Raw genomic sequence first — 16,522 nt, 5'->3', positions numbered from 1 at the left:
CGCATGGATGCGTGCTGTGGTCACCACCGTTTTCGCCATCTTCACCATCTTCTGGACCACGGAGACGATGACCGTGGCACGGATAGCCCTAGCCGTCTTTTTCATCCTGTGCGCAACTGCCGTCTGGGACTACGTCAAGACTGAACACGTGCCGCCGGCTCTCACCGGCGCAGCAGCCCTGGGCGCTGCCGCCTGGGTCTTTTCCGGCATCGCCGCCCTGTTCGCGACCTCTACTGCGGCCCTCGCCATCACTGCCGGCGTAGGGTTTCTCATCATGGGAGTCTGCGAACTCTACGGCGGGCTGAAGGTTCGGGCAGAGTTCATACCCTCCCGTGACCATGTGATTCTCGGTGTCGTCGGCACCCTCACCGGCGTGGGCCTCTTTGTCGGGGTAGGGCTGGACCCGCACGGGATCCTTGGAATTTCCGGCACCGGCGTGATTATTATGGCCGTCCTACTGCTGATCTCGGCCGCGGGACTCACTCACGAGTCTCGCAAACCGCAGTAAAGATGCGAGGCTACTTCTACTCAGCGTAGAATTGGCATAAGGCAACACCCAATTCGCGCAAAGGACACCCCGCCACGTGCAAGAAGACCCCAAGGAGCGCCGCTCCCTGCTGGAGACGGTCAAAGCTCCGCTGATCTTCTCCTTTGCGCTGGCCGCAGTGGCGGGATTTGTCGCGCTGATCGTCTCCTCCGGAGGATCAGATAACCCACGTGTGGAGCATGACTCCGCTGGTTTGGACAACCCGATCAACTTGTCGCTGCTGGCATTCGGCATCGTCTTCATCGTGAGCCTCCTGCTCGTGTCAATGCTGCAGTTGGCCTCGCGCGAAAATCCGGAGGAACTCTCCCAGGGAGGGGGCGTCAACCGGATATCCGAGGAGCTCTACCGTGAGCAGGTGGCAGAGCGCCGGGAGAAGGCACGCCGGCGCAAGGCCGAAGAAGAGGCTCAGAAGCGTGGTGGGACCGCAGACGACCCGCCCTACGGTCGCCGCTCAGAGCACTAGCAGCTAACCAGCGGGCCAGCTGAGCTCCTGCAGAGCAGGAGTGCCAGACCAGAAGCGCAAAACCCCGCCGTAGCCCAGGCTCGTGCAGCGGGCTTCGACGGGGTACGCCTGACTGGTTCGGGGGTCAGGCCTGCTTCGTCGCCTTGGAGCTTTCCTGACGCTTCTGCATAAGTTCTTCGCGCATACGATCACGGAACTCTTTGGCTGCAATCGCGGTGGCTGAGGTTGGCCGATTCAGCTGGTCAGCCTTTTCGGCCGCGGAGGGCTTGGTGAGTCGAGGGCGCGCCCTCCCAGGCGTCGTCTCCTCATCCTTTCTTGCAGCCTGGCGTGCCCGGTAAGCCCTGACATGGGCACGGTTGGCGCAATTTCCAAAGTCACAGAACAGTTTGGAACGGTTGCGGGTCAAGTCCACAATCGCAGCCTCGCAGTCATCCCCCCGACAGATGCGCAGTCGGCCGGTCTCCTCATTGGTGACGAGATACGTCAGAGCAGCTGCGATGGTCGCTGTCATGACATCACTGATCTGATCGGAGACTGGTATGGGCCGCTCACGGAACGCAGAACCTTCACCGACCTCACCAGTGACGATCCGGATGCCCACCCCCTCGAGCAAGTCGTTGATAATGTCCAGCTCTTTGGGCGCAATGACCGGGGCGGCTGACCACAACGTTTGCAACTGATTCCGCAGGGCCCGGACCTTCTCCAGCTGTCGTCGGTTGACCGTCGTGGTCGGCCACTCGAGCTCGGATTCGCGCTCACTGAGGTACGTGCTGAGTCCCTCAACGGAGTCCAGAGTATCGGGTGATGGTTTCGCGCTCTTGAGGCCCTCGGCCGAATTGATCAGATCTGATGCGGCGATCAGAGCACGGTTAATTTCTGGGTTAAACATGCAGTTCTCCTGCTAAATATGGAAACGCCCTCCAGCTGGAACGGCAGCCCGGGCGTTGATAGGTGCAACGGTGTAGCGCAAACTCAACACTTCCGTCGCCCATGACGGAGGTGTCGAACCGCGCAGACCTCACAGTGTAGCCTGAACCTCCCTGACCTGGGGAAATGTACTGGTCAGGTGCTGGTGTTGGGGAAAGATTCCGACATCTGACGTAATGAGGCCTGGATGCTCTCTGCGTTTGCCTCCGGCACTTTGGCAAGCCCGAGCCCGGTGCGAACCACGCGCCACTGAAGTGAGGCGTCGTAGCTTTCGGTCACCAGGGTCGCGGCCTCGTCCTGCGGCTTGAACTCCCAACGCCAGCGGTGGCCGGTGGGTTGGCGCCACTCCACCACGCCGGGTGAGATCGATGAGGGGCGTTGGGCCTGTGTCACGTGGAGCTGGAGCCGGTAGGGGATACCAAACTTGCGCATATGCACGCTGAATCGCGACCCTACAGTGAGTTCGTGCGGCCCGCGAGCTCCTGCCTGCACAGTTTCCGAGCCATCGAACTCATGATGTCGGTGCGGGTTCGTCACTAAGGCATAGAGCTCATCAGCCGGGGCAGCCACCATGATCGAGTACGACACCACGTGGGGACCTGCCTCATTGCGTACTGGTTCCATAGGCGGACCCTATCCTTGCTTCAGGCAAGGGCAAAGGTTCGACTTACCCTGTCCCAGCTGGATCTGATAGATCTGGAGGGGTGACATCCATCCGCAGATCTGGTCGGGCGCGAGAACTTGCTGTCAGCGCGGCGCAGGAAGAGTCCGCTCATCCAGCGATGGCCACCACCCAGCAGGCGGAGACCCAGGCCAGGCTCCAGGTCCTTATTGAGGCCCGAGCGATCTGGTCCGCACTCAGCGGAGGGTTGCTGGGACTGTTACTCGGACTGGTGGTCTTCTACGACCACCGTCCTCCGTTAGCGGGTGATGAGTCGATCCAGTTCTATGGGGCTGTGATCGGGGGAGTGACTGCCGGGCTGGCCTTCCTGCTGGGGTACTCGCTCAATGCCCGAATGGCGAATATCTGGATTGGACAGCGCCCCAAACTCCGGCAGCTGATTGACATTCTTGCGCTCCTGGTGGTGCACTCGTCGATTGCTGTGATGGGATCCCTCGGTATCTTCCGCGTCTTCCAGGAAGCGTTCATCGGCCTGACCGTTGACCATATAGCTGGAGCGGTTCTGCTGGCGGTGGTCGGGGGAGTGGCAGCCTACTTCAGCTTCAACTCGGGTGCTCGCATCACGGCGTTCTCGCTCTCCACCCTGCTGGCCGTGTTCATGGCCTCCGGGGTGTTGGTATCGATGATTTTCGCGGAGAACCCTTTCTGGTGGCATGTGATGTTCTCAGAGCTCGGCACGGGACAGGCGGGGCTCACCAGCTTCTGGACCTTCAACACCACGCTGGTCGTTTCAGGCATTATTATCACCACGCTGACGGCGTTCATCACTCGTGATTTGGAGATCTGGGCGAGCCACGAACGCGTCAGAGTCGCCAGGCGGTTGGCTGACCGGGCGAATGAGGACCGCAGCTCTACCGGCAAGGTGCGGCGGCGCACTCGGGTCGCCAACGCTCTGTCGGGTCACTTCCGCACCCCGCGGATCGCTTTGCTTCGGGTCGTGATGATCGTGATGGGGCTTTCCCTGGCAGGGGTGGGACTGGTGCCGATCAATGTTCATCACGATCTGCATAGTCTGGTCACGGGCATCTTCGGCTTGAGCTTCCTCTTCATTCTGCTCGCTGTGCCGTACCTGCTGCCTGGTTTTCCGCGCTCGTTCTATCTGCTGAGCTTTGTCGCGGCGGCAGGGCTGGTCTTCGCGTTCCTGCTGTGGATGCCCGTCAACTACTGGAATCTCACCTCTTTGGAGCTAGTGGGAGCAGCCATCCTCTTCGCGTGGCTAATTGTGTTCATCCGTAACCTCGCTGCTCTGGTGGAACGCGTCAGAAGGAGCGATCACTGACTCCGCACGCGGCGTCAGCCGTTGAGGAAACGCTCAGCGGAGCGCTGGACGGCGGCACTGAGGCGGTCCAGGGCCGGAGTCGTAGTGGTCCAGTGCTGCCAATGCAGCGGGACGTCCTCCACCCCGATCTCGGAGATGACGACCAGATCGGGGTGTTCACCCTCCAGCACACCAGCAGGCAGCATGGACTCCGGAATCATGCCCCACCCCAGGCCATACCCGACTCCGGCGTTGTAGGCCTGAACCGATGGCAACAGGTGTGTGACTGCAGGTGTTGCACTGAGTCGTGCGAGCGCGTTGCGCTGAGTGGCGTCACGGACACTGAAATCTATCTGCGGAACTCGCGCCCAGTCGACCTCACCGTCATCTCCTCGGTGCCGGTCCAATAGCTCTGAGCTGGCAACGGGCCAGTATCGGATAGTGCCAAGCGGTTGTGAACGGCACCCGGACACAGGAGCAGGGTTTTCGGTGACCGCCGCAGCCACAGTCCCGTTGCGCAGCAGCTCATCCGTGTGCTGCTGGTCCTCTGCGTGGACGTGAATTTCCACATCGTCCCAGGTTGCAGCTTCCTGGAGCACACGGATGAACCAGCTGGAGAGTGAGTCCGCATTCACCGCTACAGCGAGCGTGATAGTGGGACGAAAATTAGGCGAAGACCCGCGGAAGCCCAGGCTGCGGCGAGCCTCATCCTCCAGCAGAATCGTCTGCCGTGCGATCCGCAGCAGCTGCTCTCCGGATTCCGTAGGTCTGACGGGGATTGTGCGAGTGAGCAGGACTTGGCCGACCTCCTTCTCGAGGGCCTTGATCCTCTGCGAGAACGCTGAACCTGAAATGAGCAGCAGAGCCGCCGCCGAGTCGAACGTACCTTCGTCGACAGCGAGCACAAAAGCCCGCAGATGGTCAGTATTCATGGTCTTCTCACCTTCTACTCACGCTCAATATGTCCAGCACTATCTGAAGCATAGCTTCATTGAATGAAGAATATTGCGCTGGTGCGGATACGCTGATCACCGCAGACTGGGAGCATGCTTACTGTGTTGCTCACCGGACTGCTGACCACCATGGCGCTTATCGTCGCCATCGGCCCGCAGAGCGCCTGGCTTCTGCGCCAAGGGCTGCGTCGCGACCGCGTCGCTCTCGCAGCCTTCTGCTGTCTGATCGGCGATATTGTGCTCATCGTGGCAGGGACCGCCGGCGTCGGCGTCGTGCTCGATCACGCGCCCTGGCTGCTGGATGTGATCCGCTGGGTGGGAGTGGCCTACCTTGCGTGGTTCGCTTTCAAGTCCTTCCGTTCGGCGTACAAAGCCACGGGTGCCCCCGCGGTTGACACCCCGTCAAAGGAGTCAGGAATCCACTTTCCAGGTGGTGGCGGTGAAGTCCTTCCGGAGCAGAGTTCGAGTGATTCCGTCCACGTGGCAATGACCTCGGAGCTTCCCGCAGTGTCCACCGACTCTGAGCAGGGGACCACGGCAACCCGGACCCGCCAGAAGGTCAACGTCACTAACGTCTCAAAAGTCACCACCGTGGCCGCCACCGGACTGATGCTGAGCATTCTGAACCCGCATGCCTGGGTGGATTCCCTGGTGGTGCTGGGCACTATGGCCAACGCATTCGGCCCCGACAAATGGTGGTTCGCCACCGGCGCGGTGCTTGCCTCGGTGATCTGGCTGAACCTGCTGGCAGGCGGATCCGCGATGCTGGCGAAGCTGCTGAGCCGCCCGCGAACTTGGCAGATCATCGACGTGGTGGTCGGACTGACCATGTTGGCCGTGGCTGGAGTGCTTGCCTTCACCGGGTTCTAGACTGGGGCCTAAAGGGAGTGAGTCTCGCTAAGGACTGCCCGCGCTGCGTTGTAGCCCGCCATTCCGTGGGCACCACCGCCCGGAGGGGTGGCGGCAGAGCAGGTGTAGACGCCCTCCATGCCCGCCGAGTAGGGCCTGCGTAGGCTGGCTGGACCGGAGAAAGTCTGTCCGACAGTGGCCAGGCCAGCACTGACACTGCCGCCCACGAGATTCGCGTTCCAGGCTTCCATATCCGCGGGCCCCCACACTTTCCGATCCAATACCGACTCCGAGAACTGTGGAGCGAATCTGCTGATTTCCCGCTCAATGAGCGTCGCCGCGCGGGCTGTGCCGTCGGCATCGAGCCCGGCCGGCACATGGGCGTAGGCCCAGCTGATGGTCCGGTGGTCTGGCGTTCGGGAGTCGTCGGCGGCGCTGGGCTGGGCAAGCAGCACATACGGACGGCCCGGGAGAACACCGGTGTTTGCGGCGGCCTCACTTGAGGTGATTTGTTCCGCGCTGCCGCCCAGGTGAACGGTTCCCGCAGTTGCGAGCACGTCCCGCTCCCATGGAATGGGCCCATCCACCAGGTAGTCGATCTTGACCACTCCGGGCCCGTATTGCCAGCGCTTCATCCGCCGCGTCACCCGGTCGGTGAGGTGCAACCCTTCAAGCTGGAGCATCTGCTTGGGTGTGAGATCCAGAACGACGACGTCAGCGACCTCTTCACCGGTACGCCGCCTATGGCCGCGATGACCGGCACGCACACCTTCAATTCGGTACCCGCGGCGCTTGAGGTTCTTTCGGACGCCGAATCTGAGACCGGGAAGCGGCACGTCCTTGATGGCCTCGACCTGGAAGTCGGTGATGATCTCGCCGCCGTGGGCGTGAAGCTCCGCCGTGAGGGCCTCAACCAGGTTCTGCGATCCGCCGCGGATCACTGGCCACCCCACGGTATGGGCGGCAGCCCCGAGGATCACCCCGAATGCTGATGTCAGCGGGCGGGTGAGCGGTCCCGTTGAGTGTGCGGCCAGCCCGGCGAACAGTGCCCGTCCCCGTGCGGTTTTGAAGCTGCGCATCATGTTCCGGGCTGGCATGGCTCCGACCGATCCGAATTGGGCGAAAGCTACGCCGCGTTCGATTCCTGCAGATGCGGTCGCCTTGACCGCCTCCGCGATGCCGCGTGGGGTCCACTGCTGGCCAGGTTCGCCCGAGGGCGTGAGTCCGGTAAAGGGGCGGCTGGGTGGAGTGAAGATCGCATCCCGCACCGCATCCCAATTGTTCACCAGGGGCCCTATGACCCAGCGCCACAGCTCCGCGTCCTCGCCCAGCTCGTCCGCAGTTCGCTCAAGCGAGCGGTGCAGCAGTGCGGGGGAGGCGTCGTCGTCATCTAATGGGTGGGCGGCAGCTATTGGGGGGTGGGCGTAGTCGATGCCCCCCGCGGAGGCATCAGTACCCAGGATCGAGGCATACGCGATGGATGCTGCGGTGAGGGGATGAACACTCGAGCCCAGGTCGCTGATCAGCCCCGGGCCGAAGAGTTCAGCTGAGCGTGCAGCCCCACCGGGCAGGTCTGCTGCCTCATAGACGGTGACCTTCCACCCCGCACGAGCCAGGGTGCAGGCGGCGGTCAGCCCGTTGGGTCCGGATCCGACAATGGCAGCATGCTGCGTCATGGCCCCAGCTTACGGTCCGCTGCGGAGGGTCACCACCATCCGGCTGCACTCGCAGTTGGTCGCTATGTGCGATGGATTACCCTGGGTCGTCGCTTTTACCGCGCGCTATGCGCTCGGGTACGTTCGAAAAGGTGTTGTCATGTCCTCTTCAGAAGGTGCTTGAAAGTTCCCAGTGGGCCGCATCACAGTTTTATTTCAAATTTGAAGGAATTACCTGGGTAGGATTGGGGTTGAGGTGGTCATGAGTATCAGCACTGAGCGCTACAGCGACGCATTCGAGTTCGGCATCCACACTTTCGGCGATGTGACCAAGACGCCGGATGGCTCCCGTGAGCTTTCCCAGCCTGAGGTCCTGCGCAACGTCCTGGATGAGGTGGTGCTGGCGGACAAAGTTGGTATCGACGTCGTCGGTATCGGCGAGCATCACCGGCCGGACTATGCCATTTCGGCACCTGACGTGGTCCTGGCTGCGGCCGGGGCAGCCACTGAGCGGATCAAGCTGATCTCAGCGGTGACTGTGCTCTCCTCGGACGATCCAGTCAGGGTCTATCAGCGGTTCGCCACCATTGACGGCCTCACCGGCGGCCGCGCCGAAGTTTCACTGGGCCGCGGCAGCTTCATCGAGTCCTACCCGCTCTTCGGCTACGACCTTTCCGAGTACGAGAAGTTGTTTGAGGAGAAGGTGGATCTCTTCACCACGCTGCGGGGAGAGGGCCCGATCACCTGGCACGGGGAGACGCGGGCCGGTCTGCAGGACGCTGAAATCTACCCCAAGACCAACCATGACCACGGGCTGCCGACCTGGATTGCCGTCGGCGGAACACCCAACTCAGTGGTCAGGGCAGCTCGGCACGGGGTTGGCCTGGAACTGGCGATTATCGGCGGGGCTCCCCATCGCTTCGCTCCGATGGTTGATCTCTACTATCGCGCACTGGAGCAGTTCGGTCATGGCCAGGATTTCAGGGTGGCGTCACATTCTCACGGTTTCATTGCCGAGACCGATCAACAGGCGCAGGACATTTTCTATCCCTCGTGGGCAGACTCGATGCACAAGCTCGGTCAGGAGCGCGGATGGGGCAACGGGTATCCGTCGCGTGAGCAGTACGAGCAGGAGATCGCCCACGGCGCGCTGTTCGTCGGTTCACCAGAGACAGTTGCGGCGAAGATCGTGCGGACCAAGAAGCAGCTCGGCATCACGCGCTTCGGTCTGAAGTACGGCAATGGTTCATTGGCTCACGAGCATATGATGAACGCCATTGAGCTTTACGGCACCAAGGTCAAGCCGCTTGTACTCGAGCAGCTCAACGATCTGGAGTAGCTTCCCGGGGCCATCGTTGAGCTGGTGTCCAGGGAACCCCAGGCGCATTTTCATATAATGCCGAGCATGCTTGACGAACATACTGCGAGGAATGGCGCCTCCACTCAAGAGGATCACCATTCGGAAGGAAGCGCCACTGGGCCCGCTGTAGCCATCTACTCCGATCCCGGGCGGACGTCTATGTGGGTCCGCCGCACACTCGAGGAGTTGGACGCCTCATCCGGTGAGGAGGCGGAGTGGAGTTCGGAACTGAACATCGTGCATAAGCGGGCCCTTATTCCGCTCCGTAAGGACGCCACACTCGACCTCGATGAAGTCAAGAACTGGGTACGGGACGACGACGCCGACTTCAGTGTGGTCGTGACTGAAATTCCGCGTATGGCGGGTAAGCGCCCCAAGCGCGCTGAGCTGCACTTCACAGACTCTCTGGCGATCATTTCACTGCCGGCCCTGGGTCCGCTCAGGGTGCGGCAGTGCTTGGTGCGAGAACTCCGCACGTGTTTGGAGGCGTTGCGCAACCACAGTGCCGAAGATGTAGTGACACACGCCGGCAGGTCCTCGCGCGTGGAGGATCAGGAGGGCGAGGACACCGTGTACACCACTGTGCCGCGGTTCACTCCGGGTCGCGCCTGGACCACACTGGGGATGGTCGCCAATAATGAGCCGCTGTGGTCTCTGCCGAAGCTCTCTGGCGTGTTCTCCGCTGCTGCCGCTACCGGCGCTTTCGGCATCTTCTTCTCAACCATCTGGGAGATGGCCACCTTCCTGCCCCAATGGCGCCTGGCAGGAGTGTCGCTGATCGCCGTTGCGGTGATGGTCTCCTGGCTCATACTCTCCAACCGGTTGTGGGACCGCGCAGGCCCGGGTGGCAAGCGGGAGGCATTCATGTACAACCTCTCCACCATCCTCAGTCTGATCGTCAGCGTCGGAATCCTCTATCTGCTCCTGTTCGGGTCCATCCTGGCAGTGGGACTGCTGCTCATTGACCCGGAGTTTCTCGGAGAAACCATCGGCGATGAGGCGACTTTGGCCAGCTACGTGGAGATTGCTTGGTTGTCGGCCTCTATGGGAACAGTCGCTGGGGCTATCGGCTCCAATTTTGATGATGACGCCGACCTGAAGAACCTGACGCAGGGCTCACGTGAGATGCAGCGCTACCCCCGGGACAGCGAGCAGGAGTGACTCTTCGGCGGTTCAGGCCGAGAGGAGGTTGAGGAATCCCACTCCAAGCAGTGCGAAGCCGGTTCCCCACACGGTGACGGAAACGAACATCCAGATCATGACGAGGTTCCGGTTGGCGCCGAAAGAGACCATCAGTGGTGCGGTGAACTGGCTGGGCAGCGCCAAGGGTCCCAATAGGGACACCCCGGGGATGCCGAATTTGTCGAAGAGTCGCTGAGCTTTGGCGCGGCGTTTCCGCTGGGAGTCACTGAGCTCCTTAGGCGGCTTTCGTTTGAGGACGGAGGCGCGGATCCAGTGGGCGCCGTAGACCACCACGGCCAGAGAGAGCATATTGCCGATGATCGCCGCAATCAGGGCCATCCATAGAGGCATGCCGATCACGACACCGATAAAGGCGCCGAAGAACGATTCGACGAACGGGATGGCGGAGATGGCGATGATGCCCAGCCACTGTAGAGTCTCGGGTAGTTCGTCTGTCCAGCTCCGCATGCGGCCCACCAAGGAGTCTTCAGGGAGGATCACCTCGGTCGGGTCGACCTCGGCACCCTGGGCGAGTGACAGTGCGGACAAGGTTTCGGTGAGTGCGGGGAGAGTCTCTAACATGGGCTCCAGTCTTCCCGATCCCGGCAGTGGCGGCGTCCTCCCTGAGGCCTATCTCTGCTTTGTCGGAGTGCACATGTGCTCTCAGCCTTAAGCATGACTGAGATGACCTGCGGATCGCTGTCGGGCTGGGTAGAGCCTATTGGTCGGCGTCTCCGCGGACACTGTGGATGAGGCCGGAGAGGAACTTGGCTGCGCCGGCACGCTCGGCGTCGGTCAGAGATTCTGCTGCGTGGATCATGCGCGTGTGAAGCCCGCCCAGTGTTGCTTTGACGGCACGGTCAGTTTCTTCCAGGACCTCCAGGCCGACTGAGCGCCGATCTTCTGGGTGAGGGATACGGCGAAGGTACCCCTCACGGCTGAGCCGATCGACAAGGACACTGGTCGAGGCAGCAGTCATGTTGAGTGCGTGGGCGAGATCGCGCTGCCGGCAGGTTTTGCCGGCTGAGCGCTGCCGAACGAGGAATGTGAGGGCAGCTAAGTCAGTTTCACCCATGTCCATGGATTTGCGGATGCGGGCGCGCATGGCCCTCTCTGCGGCACGGTATTTCCGGAGCAGGCTGAGGAGATCCACCGAGGCGAGTGAATCCGGATTTCTCGTGTACCAGTAGCCACTGCCGGGAGAGTCTTCGGATGGTGGGAGAACCAGGAGCTCCACGACAGAGGGAGCAGACTCATCGGAGGGCGGGCTGCCCTGCGGTGAGGGCAGTGTCTCGCGGCCCATGCGCACCCCCTATTTTATAAATAATAATTCCAACATTTTGCTTAACTTTGGCTAACTGTTATACAGTCTAAATATACCAAAGTTGTACTTGTTGTTGGTCCTGATCGTTGGGCACTTCGCGGAGATGCATCTCAGGTGGAACCTTTGAAATACGTCAGGAGCTCAGGATGGATATGCACGGTACTTCAGGTGAAGTGGTGCATGATGACAGTGCAGAGTCTCTTGCACTTGAGCCTAGACGGTATGACCAGGTAGCCAAGGCAGCTTCTGCTGGAATCATGTCTCACCGGCAAGTCGACAGTGCCGTGGTCGAGATATCGGGGCCCCCCGGGAGCCTGGTCTTCCACCTGTGGTGCACCCTGCTTCCAGAAGATGATCCTTCTGCAACGATCGACCATATTTCGGCGGGGCTCATTGCCAATGTGGAGAAGATTCTAGGCCAAGCATTCGTCACCCATGACCTCAATTTCACTTTCGCTCAGCGCGCGTAACGCGTCACCACACCTAAAGAGGTCCCCATGGATATGGCACTCATTCACACCATAAACGCCTTCAGCTGGCCTCTGCTGGTGCTCGTCACGATCCTGCTGATCTGGAAGGTCAGCACCGTTCTGGTAGCACGCCGCAGACGCCCCGCGCAGGGCCCAACCGGTCCAAACCTGACGTTGGGCCCCCGCGAAGAGAGCTAGCCGCCGAGGTCCTGCTTATTGAGGCGGACTAGCCGTTCGTTGGTGAACTCCCGGAGTGCCCACTGGGCGTTTTCTCGGCCGTAGCCCGAGTTGTTGATTCCGCCGAACGGGAACTCGGGGCTGGAGTCCATATGGGTATTCACGAACGTCATGCCCGCATTGATCCGTTCTGCCACCTGCTGGCCATGCTCGACGTCGGTGGTCCACACCGAAGCCATGAGGCCGTACTGCGTGTGGTTGGCTATCCGCAGCGCGTCGGCCTCGTCCTCGGCTCTGAACACCATGACCGCCGGGCCGAACAGTTCGTTGCACCCCAGGTCGCTGTCCAGCTCGATATCGGTCAGTAGTGCCGGGGACATGAACCAACCGTCGCGGTCCAGCTTCTCGCCGCCGGAGTGCAGGGTGGCGCCGTCACTGACCGCTTGGTGAATCCGCTCCACCACCTCATCCCTAGCACTTTCGGAGGACAGCGGCCCCATGTCAGTGTCGGGGTGGTCATAGTCACCCACGGTGACAGCCTCGACCGCGTTTTTGGTGGCGTCGAGGAATTCGTCATAGAGGTCATCTACAACAATGAAGCGCTTCGGAGAGGTGCATACCTGACCTGCGTTGGCAGTCCGCAGGGTGACCAGTTTTTTGGCCAGCGCAGCGACGTCGTCGGTATCGAGCACGACGGCGGGGTCATTTCCTCCCAGCTCCAATACCGACTTTTTGAGGTACTTGGCCGCCAATCCTGCCACCGAGGCGCCGGCAGTCTCTGAACCTGTCAGCGAAACACCCTTGACGCGGAAGTCCTGCAGGACCTCCTCGGTGTCACCACTGTTGAGGTACAGGTTGGTGTATGCCCCTTGGGGCAGGCCAGCTTCCTCAAGAATCTCCTGGAACTTCTGTGAGGACTCAGGACAGATGGCTGCCTGCTTCATGAGGATGGCGTTGCCCACCATCAGATTGGGTATGGCGAAGCGTGCAATCTGGTTGTACGGGAAATTCCACGGCATGATGCCTAGGAGAACGCCGAGGGGATCATGCCTGACATAGGTGCGGTCAGCCCCTTGGGCGTCAGGCAGCTCAGTGGGCTCGAGGAACTCGGGTCCGTTCTTGGAATACCAGCGGGCAGTGTAGGCGACCTTCTTGACCTCCGACATCCCCTGCTTCAGAGGTTTGCCCATCTCCCGGCCGATGATGTGGGCGAGTTCCTCGGCGCGGGATTCAAAGATGTCGGCTGCCCTGCTGAGCACGGCGGCTCGGTCTTCTGCCGTGGTCTCGCTCCACTGGTGGAACGCCCGGTCGGCATTGTCGACTATCTCCGGAATCTGCTCGGCGGTCAGCGAGTCGTACGTCTTTTCGACTTCGCCGGTGTTCGGATTTGTGACTGCGTATGTGCTCATACCTTCATTCAAGACCTGATTGGCCCCCGAGTCGAGGGATTTCGGTGAGAGCTGAGAGCCGTTTACCCAGGTCAAGAGCCTGACGCCGCGCGCAGCCGGTCCCAAATCCGTTTCAGCGGTACTGTGATGTGCAGCACGGAACTGTCCTGCTGCACTGTCACGAATGGAGTCCCATGCGTCACGTTCTCCTCGGTCCGGCCGGGATCCCGTCACCCAACATCATTGCGGGCATGATGCGGATTCACGACAAGTCCTCTCAGGAAATACGCCATCTCTATCAGGCTGCACGCACCGTGGGTATCAACTTTTTCGACCACGCCGATATCTATGGTGGTGAACGGCATCTCTGTGAACGCCGGTTCAGCGAGGCGCTGGAGCTGACTACCGCTGAGCGGGAGGAGGTGATCCTGCAGACCAAGACGGGAATCATGACGGGTGGTCCGTACTTTGACTCCTCCTATGAGCACATCATCTCCTCGGTGGAACATTCCCTGCGGGCGCTCGCCACGGACTACATTGACGTGCTGCTCATTCACCGGCCGGATGCGTTGGTGGAGCCGGATGAGGTTGCGCGTGCCTTCGATGAGTTGGAGAGCAGTGGCAAAGTGCGGGCCTTCGGAGTGTCGAATCACACTCCGCGGCAGATCGACCTGATGAAGACCGCAGTGCGGCAGCCGATTGTGGTCAACCAGGTCCAGCTGTCGCTGACGCATTCGGCGATCATCGCCCAGGGCATCGCGTCGAACATGGTCGGCCAACCCGATTCGGTCACCCTCGATGGTGGCGGAATAGTGGATTACTGTCGGATCAACGGCATCACGTTGCAGGCGTGGTCACCGTTCCAGAAGGGAGTGGCTCCGGGGGTCCTCTTCGATGAGGCGGCGTATCCGGAACTCCATGCCGAACTGCACCGGTTGGCTGCCCGCTATGAGGTGACTGCCTTAGCTGTGGCCACCGCGTGGATCACTCGTCACCCAGCTGGGATGCAGGTGGTGTTGGGTACGACGACGCCGCGTCGGGTAACTGACGCAGCAGCCGGTTCAGACCTGCCACTGACCCGCCAAGAGTGGTACGGCCTGTTCCAGGCTGCCGGTCATCACGTTCCTTGATGACTCTTGGCGATCTTCAACGAGGTGCGGATGAGGGGGATCTGCAGCGGAAGGCGGACGAGGGCGACCGTCCGAGCAGTGGGGTTGTTCCAGAACTTCCGCACGCTGTAGATGTTCGCCGGGTAGACCGCCACCATGAGCGCTGCAGTGCAGAGCCCTCCGGCCCTTCGGGTTGCAGGTACCGCCAGCAGTGCGGCGCAGCTGAGTTCCGCGGCACCACTGGCATAGGTCCAGAACCGCCGATTACCCAGCTGGGGTGGAACGATGGAATCGAAGACCTCTGGACGCGCGAAGTGCCCGATTCCGGCCACAGTGAGCATGCTCGTCATGGCTGCTTCGGCTCGTTTCATTCGCGCTGCCTCTCGTTGGGGGTCACCGGAGTCTAGCGGTTGACGGTGTCACCGTCCCAGGACAGATCAGCATCAGGGGGCAGCGCATGCACCTCTAGACCTGGTGTGCGCACCAGATCCTGGACGAGCGCGGTGCTCCCAGCAATGAGGGTGGAATCGAAATCCAACTCGGTGGCGAGCACCCACGCGTGGTCATCTGGCCAGATGATGCTGGGAGACTGCGCCCACAGGGAGTCGTCTACCCAAGGCGCACGCTCAGGCCAGCGCTCATCGGCGAAGTCCTTGGCCCCGGCGTCAAAGAGGATGTAGCTGCGCGGCGCATCACCGCGGAGTTCGAGCCGTGGTCCGGCGGCGGTCTCCGCAGAGAGGGGGAGACCGGCCCAGCCCTCCCAGATGGCGGCAACTCCGGCATGCGCCGTCGTGGTGTGCCTGGCCAGAACGGCAGCCACCGTGGTGAGCGTTGCCGCGTCAAGACAGCCTTCGCGCGGTCCTGAATACCGCCAACCATCTGGGGCCACAACACTGTCGCATTCTGCGTAGTCGCTCCGGACGAGTCTGGGGTACTGAGCTGTGCGGTGCATCGTGGTGCCGAATGATGCGGCCGCGTCAGCCCAGGTGGCGGAGGTCGAAGCCATTCCCCCCGCGCGGCATGCGGGACCCACGCCAGCTGTTGTGTCATGTCCTGATTATCGTCGCCCTCTAGTGTTCACAACACCCCAGGCCGCAATTGTCTTGACAACCGGACATCCAAAGGTGGAGAGTGGTATCCGACACATTAATGACGCTCCGCCGCTCTCACATTGGGTCTGCAGGTGCGGACTGTTCCGAGGAGGATTCCCATGACAGCCGAGCCCACCCACACACCCTCAAAGGGCCAAGATGGAACACCATCACCTCTCTTAGTCGGCACAGCCCCAGACTCTTGGGGAGTGTGGTTTCCTGAGGATCCGAAGCAAACACCGTGGCACCGATTCCTCGACGAGGTCGTGGAAGCCGGTTATCACTATGTGGAGCTGGGTCCTTTCGGCTACCTCCCCACCGACCCATCTAGACTCAACGAAGAACTGGGGTCCCGCGGCCTCGAGGTGAGCGCCGGGACTGTCTTCACCGGATTCCACCGCACCGATCCAGAGGAGCGGGAAGCCGTCTGGCGGCAAGTTCACGAGGTCGCCGAGCTTACGGCCGCCGTAGGAGGTGACCACATTGTGGTCATCCCGGCCATGTGGCGAGACGATGTCACCGGGGAGGCAGTGGAAAACGAGCACCTCACCCCGACCCAATGGGAGACCCTCTTCGCTGGACACAATGAGCTGGGCCGCGTTTTGCAGGAAAAGTACGGTCTGAGGCAGCAATTCCACTCTCATGCTGACTCCCATGTCTGCAGCCATGAGCAGATTACTCGTTTCCTGGAGGGGACAGACCCCGACTTAGTCACACTTTGCCTCGATACAGGTCACGCGGAGTACGGGGGCGCATCGTCAGCGGAGATCATACGGAAGTATCCGGAGCGGGTGGAGTATCTTCACCTGAAGCAGATCGATCCCGCCGTTATCGAAGTGGTGCGGCGTGAAAACCTGACCTGGGCGGCAGCAAATAGGGCTGGTGTCATGGTCGAACCACCAGCAGGGCTTCCCGATCTCGCCGAGATCATCGATGAACTGGAGAAACTCAACCGGAGCTTCTTCTGCATCGTTGAACAGGATATGTACCCGGTTTCTTCCTTCGACATCCCCCTGCCCATCGCGACCCGGACGCGCCGCTATCTCTGCGGATGTGGCTCGCGCACCCGAATCCGCTAAGGAGAGAC

The 16,522-nt window shown here is 61.2% G+C and carries 19 protein-coding genes; 10 read left to right on the top strand and 9 right to left on the bottom strand.

The annotated features are described in order from the left end of the window. The coding region (locus FH975_RS12360) for a hypothetical protein (RefSeq protein ID WP_235928709.1) at positions 1–508 on the top strand (508 nt) is incomplete at its 5' end. A gap of 76 nt (positions 509–584) precedes the next feature. Beyond that, a complete protein-coding gene (locus FH975_RS16340; RefSeq protein WP_202923229.1) occupies positions 585–1,010 on the top strand; it encodes a hypothetical protein in 426 nt (141 codons plus the stop codon). A gap of 124 nt (positions 1,011–1,134) precedes the next feature. On the opposite strand, the gene FH975_RS12350 is transcribed toward FH975_RS16340, so the two are convergent. Next, complete coding sequence (locus tag FH975_RS12350; RefSeq protein WP_162321607.1) at positions 1,135–1,899, bottom strand: CGNR zinc finger domain-containing protein; 765 nt, start codon at positions 1,897–1,899, stop codon at positions 1,135–1,137. Between the two features lie 173 nt (positions 1,900–2,072). Beyond that, complete coding sequence (locus FH975_RS12345; RefSeq protein ID WP_162321606.1) at positions 2,073–2,561, bottom strand: SRPBCC family protein; 489 nt, start codon at positions 2,559–2,561, stop codon at positions 2,073–2,075. Positions 2,562–2,641: 80 nt separating this feature from the next. On the opposite strand from FH975_RS12345, the gene FH975_RS12340 reads away from it, so the two are divergent. Further along, on the top strand, positions 2,642–3,898 hold the full coding sequence (locus FH975_RS12340) for a hypothetical protein (protein ID WP_162321605.1): 1,257 nt from the start codon (positions 2,642–2,644) through the stop codon (positions 3,896–3,898). A 14-nt stretch (positions 3,899–3,912) separates the two neighbouring features. Here FH975_RS12340 and FH975_RS12335 read toward each other — a convergent pair whose 3' ends face one another. After that, positions 3,913–4,809 (bottom strand): ArgP/LysG family DNA-binding transcriptional regulator, encoded by an 897-nt coding sequence (locus FH975_RS12335; RefSeq protein ID WP_162321604.1) that lies wholly within the window; start codon positions 4,807–4,809, stop codon positions 3,913–3,915. A 114-nt stretch (positions 4,810–4,923) separates the two neighbouring features. On the opposite strand from FH975_RS12335, the gene FH975_RS12330 reads away from it, so the two are divergent. After that, positions 4,924–5,700, top strand: coding sequence for a LysE/ArgO family amino acid transporter (locus FH975_RS12330; protein ID WP_162321603.1), 777 nt, complete (start codon positions 4,924–4,926; stop codon positions 5,698–5,700). An 8-nt stretch (positions 5,701–5,708) separates the two neighbouring features. On the opposite strand, the gene FH975_RS12325 is transcribed toward FH975_RS12330, so the two are convergent. After that, positions 5,709–7,355 (bottom strand): phytoene desaturase family protein, encoded by a 1,647-nt coding sequence (locus FH975_RS12325; protein WP_162321602.1) that lies wholly within the window; start codon positions 7,353–7,355, stop codon positions 5,709–5,711. 241 nt (positions 7,356–7,596) lie between these two features. Between FH975_RS12325 and FH975_RS12320 the strand changes: the two genes are divergently transcribed. Both FH975_RS12320 and FH975_RS12315 read left to right on the top strand, forming a co-directional pair. Next, a complete protein-coding gene (locus FH975_RS12320) occupies positions 7,597–8,673 on the top strand; it encodes an LLM class flavin-dependent oxidoreductase (protein ID WP_162321601.1) in 1,077 nt (358 codons plus the stop codon). 66 nt (positions 8,674–8,739) lie between these two features. Then, complete coding sequence (locus tag FH975_RS12315; protein ID WP_162321600.1) at positions 8,740–9,855, top strand: GtrA domain-containing protein; 1,116 nt, start codon at positions 8,740–8,742, stop codon at positions 9,853–9,855. Between the two features lie 12 nt (positions 9,856–9,867). Here the strand turns inward: FH975_RS12315 and FH975_RS12310 are convergent, their stop codons facing one another. Both FH975_RS12310 and FH975_RS12305 read right to left on the bottom strand, forming a co-directional pair. Further along, positions 9,868–10,458, bottom strand: a complete 591-nt coding sequence (locus tag FH975_RS12310; RefSeq protein WP_235928708.1) for a small multi-drug export protein — start codon at positions 10,456–10,458, stop codon at positions 9,868–9,870. A 136-nt stretch (positions 10,459–10,594) separates the two neighbouring features. Further along, entirely contained in the window at positions 10,595–11,179 is a 585-nt protein-coding gene (locus FH975_RS12305; protein ID WP_162321599.1) for a MarR family winged helix-turn-helix transcriptional regulator, read from the bottom strand. Positions 11,180–11,352: 173 nt separating this feature from the next. On the opposite strand from FH975_RS12305, the gene FH975_RS12300 reads away from it, so the two are divergent. Both FH975_RS12300 and FH975_RS12295 read left to right on the top strand, forming a co-directional pair. Further along, positions 11,353–11,670 carry a hypothetical protein gene (locus FH975_RS12300; RefSeq protein ID WP_162321598.1) on the top strand — a complete coding sequence of 106 codons (318 nt, stop codon included), beginning with the start codon at positions 11,353–11,355 and terminating at the stop codon, positions 11,668–11,670. A gap of 27 nt (positions 11,671–11,697) precedes the next feature. Continuing rightward, positions 11,698–11,868 (top strand): hypothetical protein, encoded by a 171-nt coding sequence (locus tag FH975_RS12295; protein WP_162321597.1) that lies wholly within the window; start codon positions 11,698–11,700, stop codon positions 11,866–11,868. Here FH975_RS12295 and FH975_RS12290 read toward each other — a convergent pair. Then, positions 11,865–13,256, bottom strand: coding sequence for an NAD-dependent succinate-semialdehyde dehydrogenase (locus FH975_RS12290; RefSeq protein ID WP_162321596.1), 1,392 nt, complete (start codon positions 13,254–13,256; stop codon positions 11,865–11,867). The genes FH975_RS12295 and FH975_RS12290 overlap by 4 nt on opposite strands. 173 nt (positions 13,257–13,429) lie before the next feature. Here FH975_RS12290 and FH975_RS12285 point away from each other — a divergent pair, with 173 nt between their 5' ends. After that, positions 13,430–14,365 carry an aldo/keto reductase gene (locus FH975_RS12285; protein ID WP_162321595.1) on the top strand — a complete coding sequence of 312 codons (936 nt, stop codon included), beginning with the start codon at positions 13,430–13,432 and terminating at the stop codon, positions 14,363–14,365. Here the strand turns inward: FH975_RS12285 and FH975_RS12280 are convergent. Next, positions 14,353–14,715, bottom strand: a complete 363-nt coding sequence (locus FH975_RS12280; RefSeq protein WP_235928707.1) for a DoxX family protein — start codon at positions 14,713–14,715, stop codon at positions 14,353–14,355. The two genes, FH975_RS12285 and FH975_RS12280, sit on opposite strands and share 13 nt — an antisense overlap. A 32-nt stretch (positions 14,716–14,747) precedes the next feature. After that, on the bottom strand, positions 14,748–15,350 hold the full coding sequence (locus FH975_RS12275; RefSeq protein WP_162321594.1) for a hypothetical protein: 603 nt from the start codon (positions 15,348–15,350) through the stop codon (positions 14,748–14,750). Between the two features lie 204 nt (positions 15,351–15,554). Here FH975_RS12275 and FH975_RS12270 point away from each other — a divergent pair, with 204 nt between their 5' ends. Then, positions 15,555–16,514 carry a sugar phosphate isomerase/epimerase family protein gene (locus FH975_RS12270; protein ID WP_162321593.1) on the top strand — a complete coding sequence of 320 codons (960 nt, stop codon included), beginning with the start codon at positions 15,555–15,557 and terminating at the stop codon, positions 16,512–16,514. Positions 16,515–16,522: the final 8 nt, after the last annotated feature.

Origin of the sequence: Nesterenkonia haasae, assembly GCF_010119385.1 — a bacterium.
Lineage (GTDB): Bacteria > Actinomycetota > Actinomycetes > Actinomycetales > Micrococcaceae > Nesterenkonia > Nesterenkonia haasae.
This window is presented reverse-complemented; position numbering and strand designations above follow the sequence as displayed.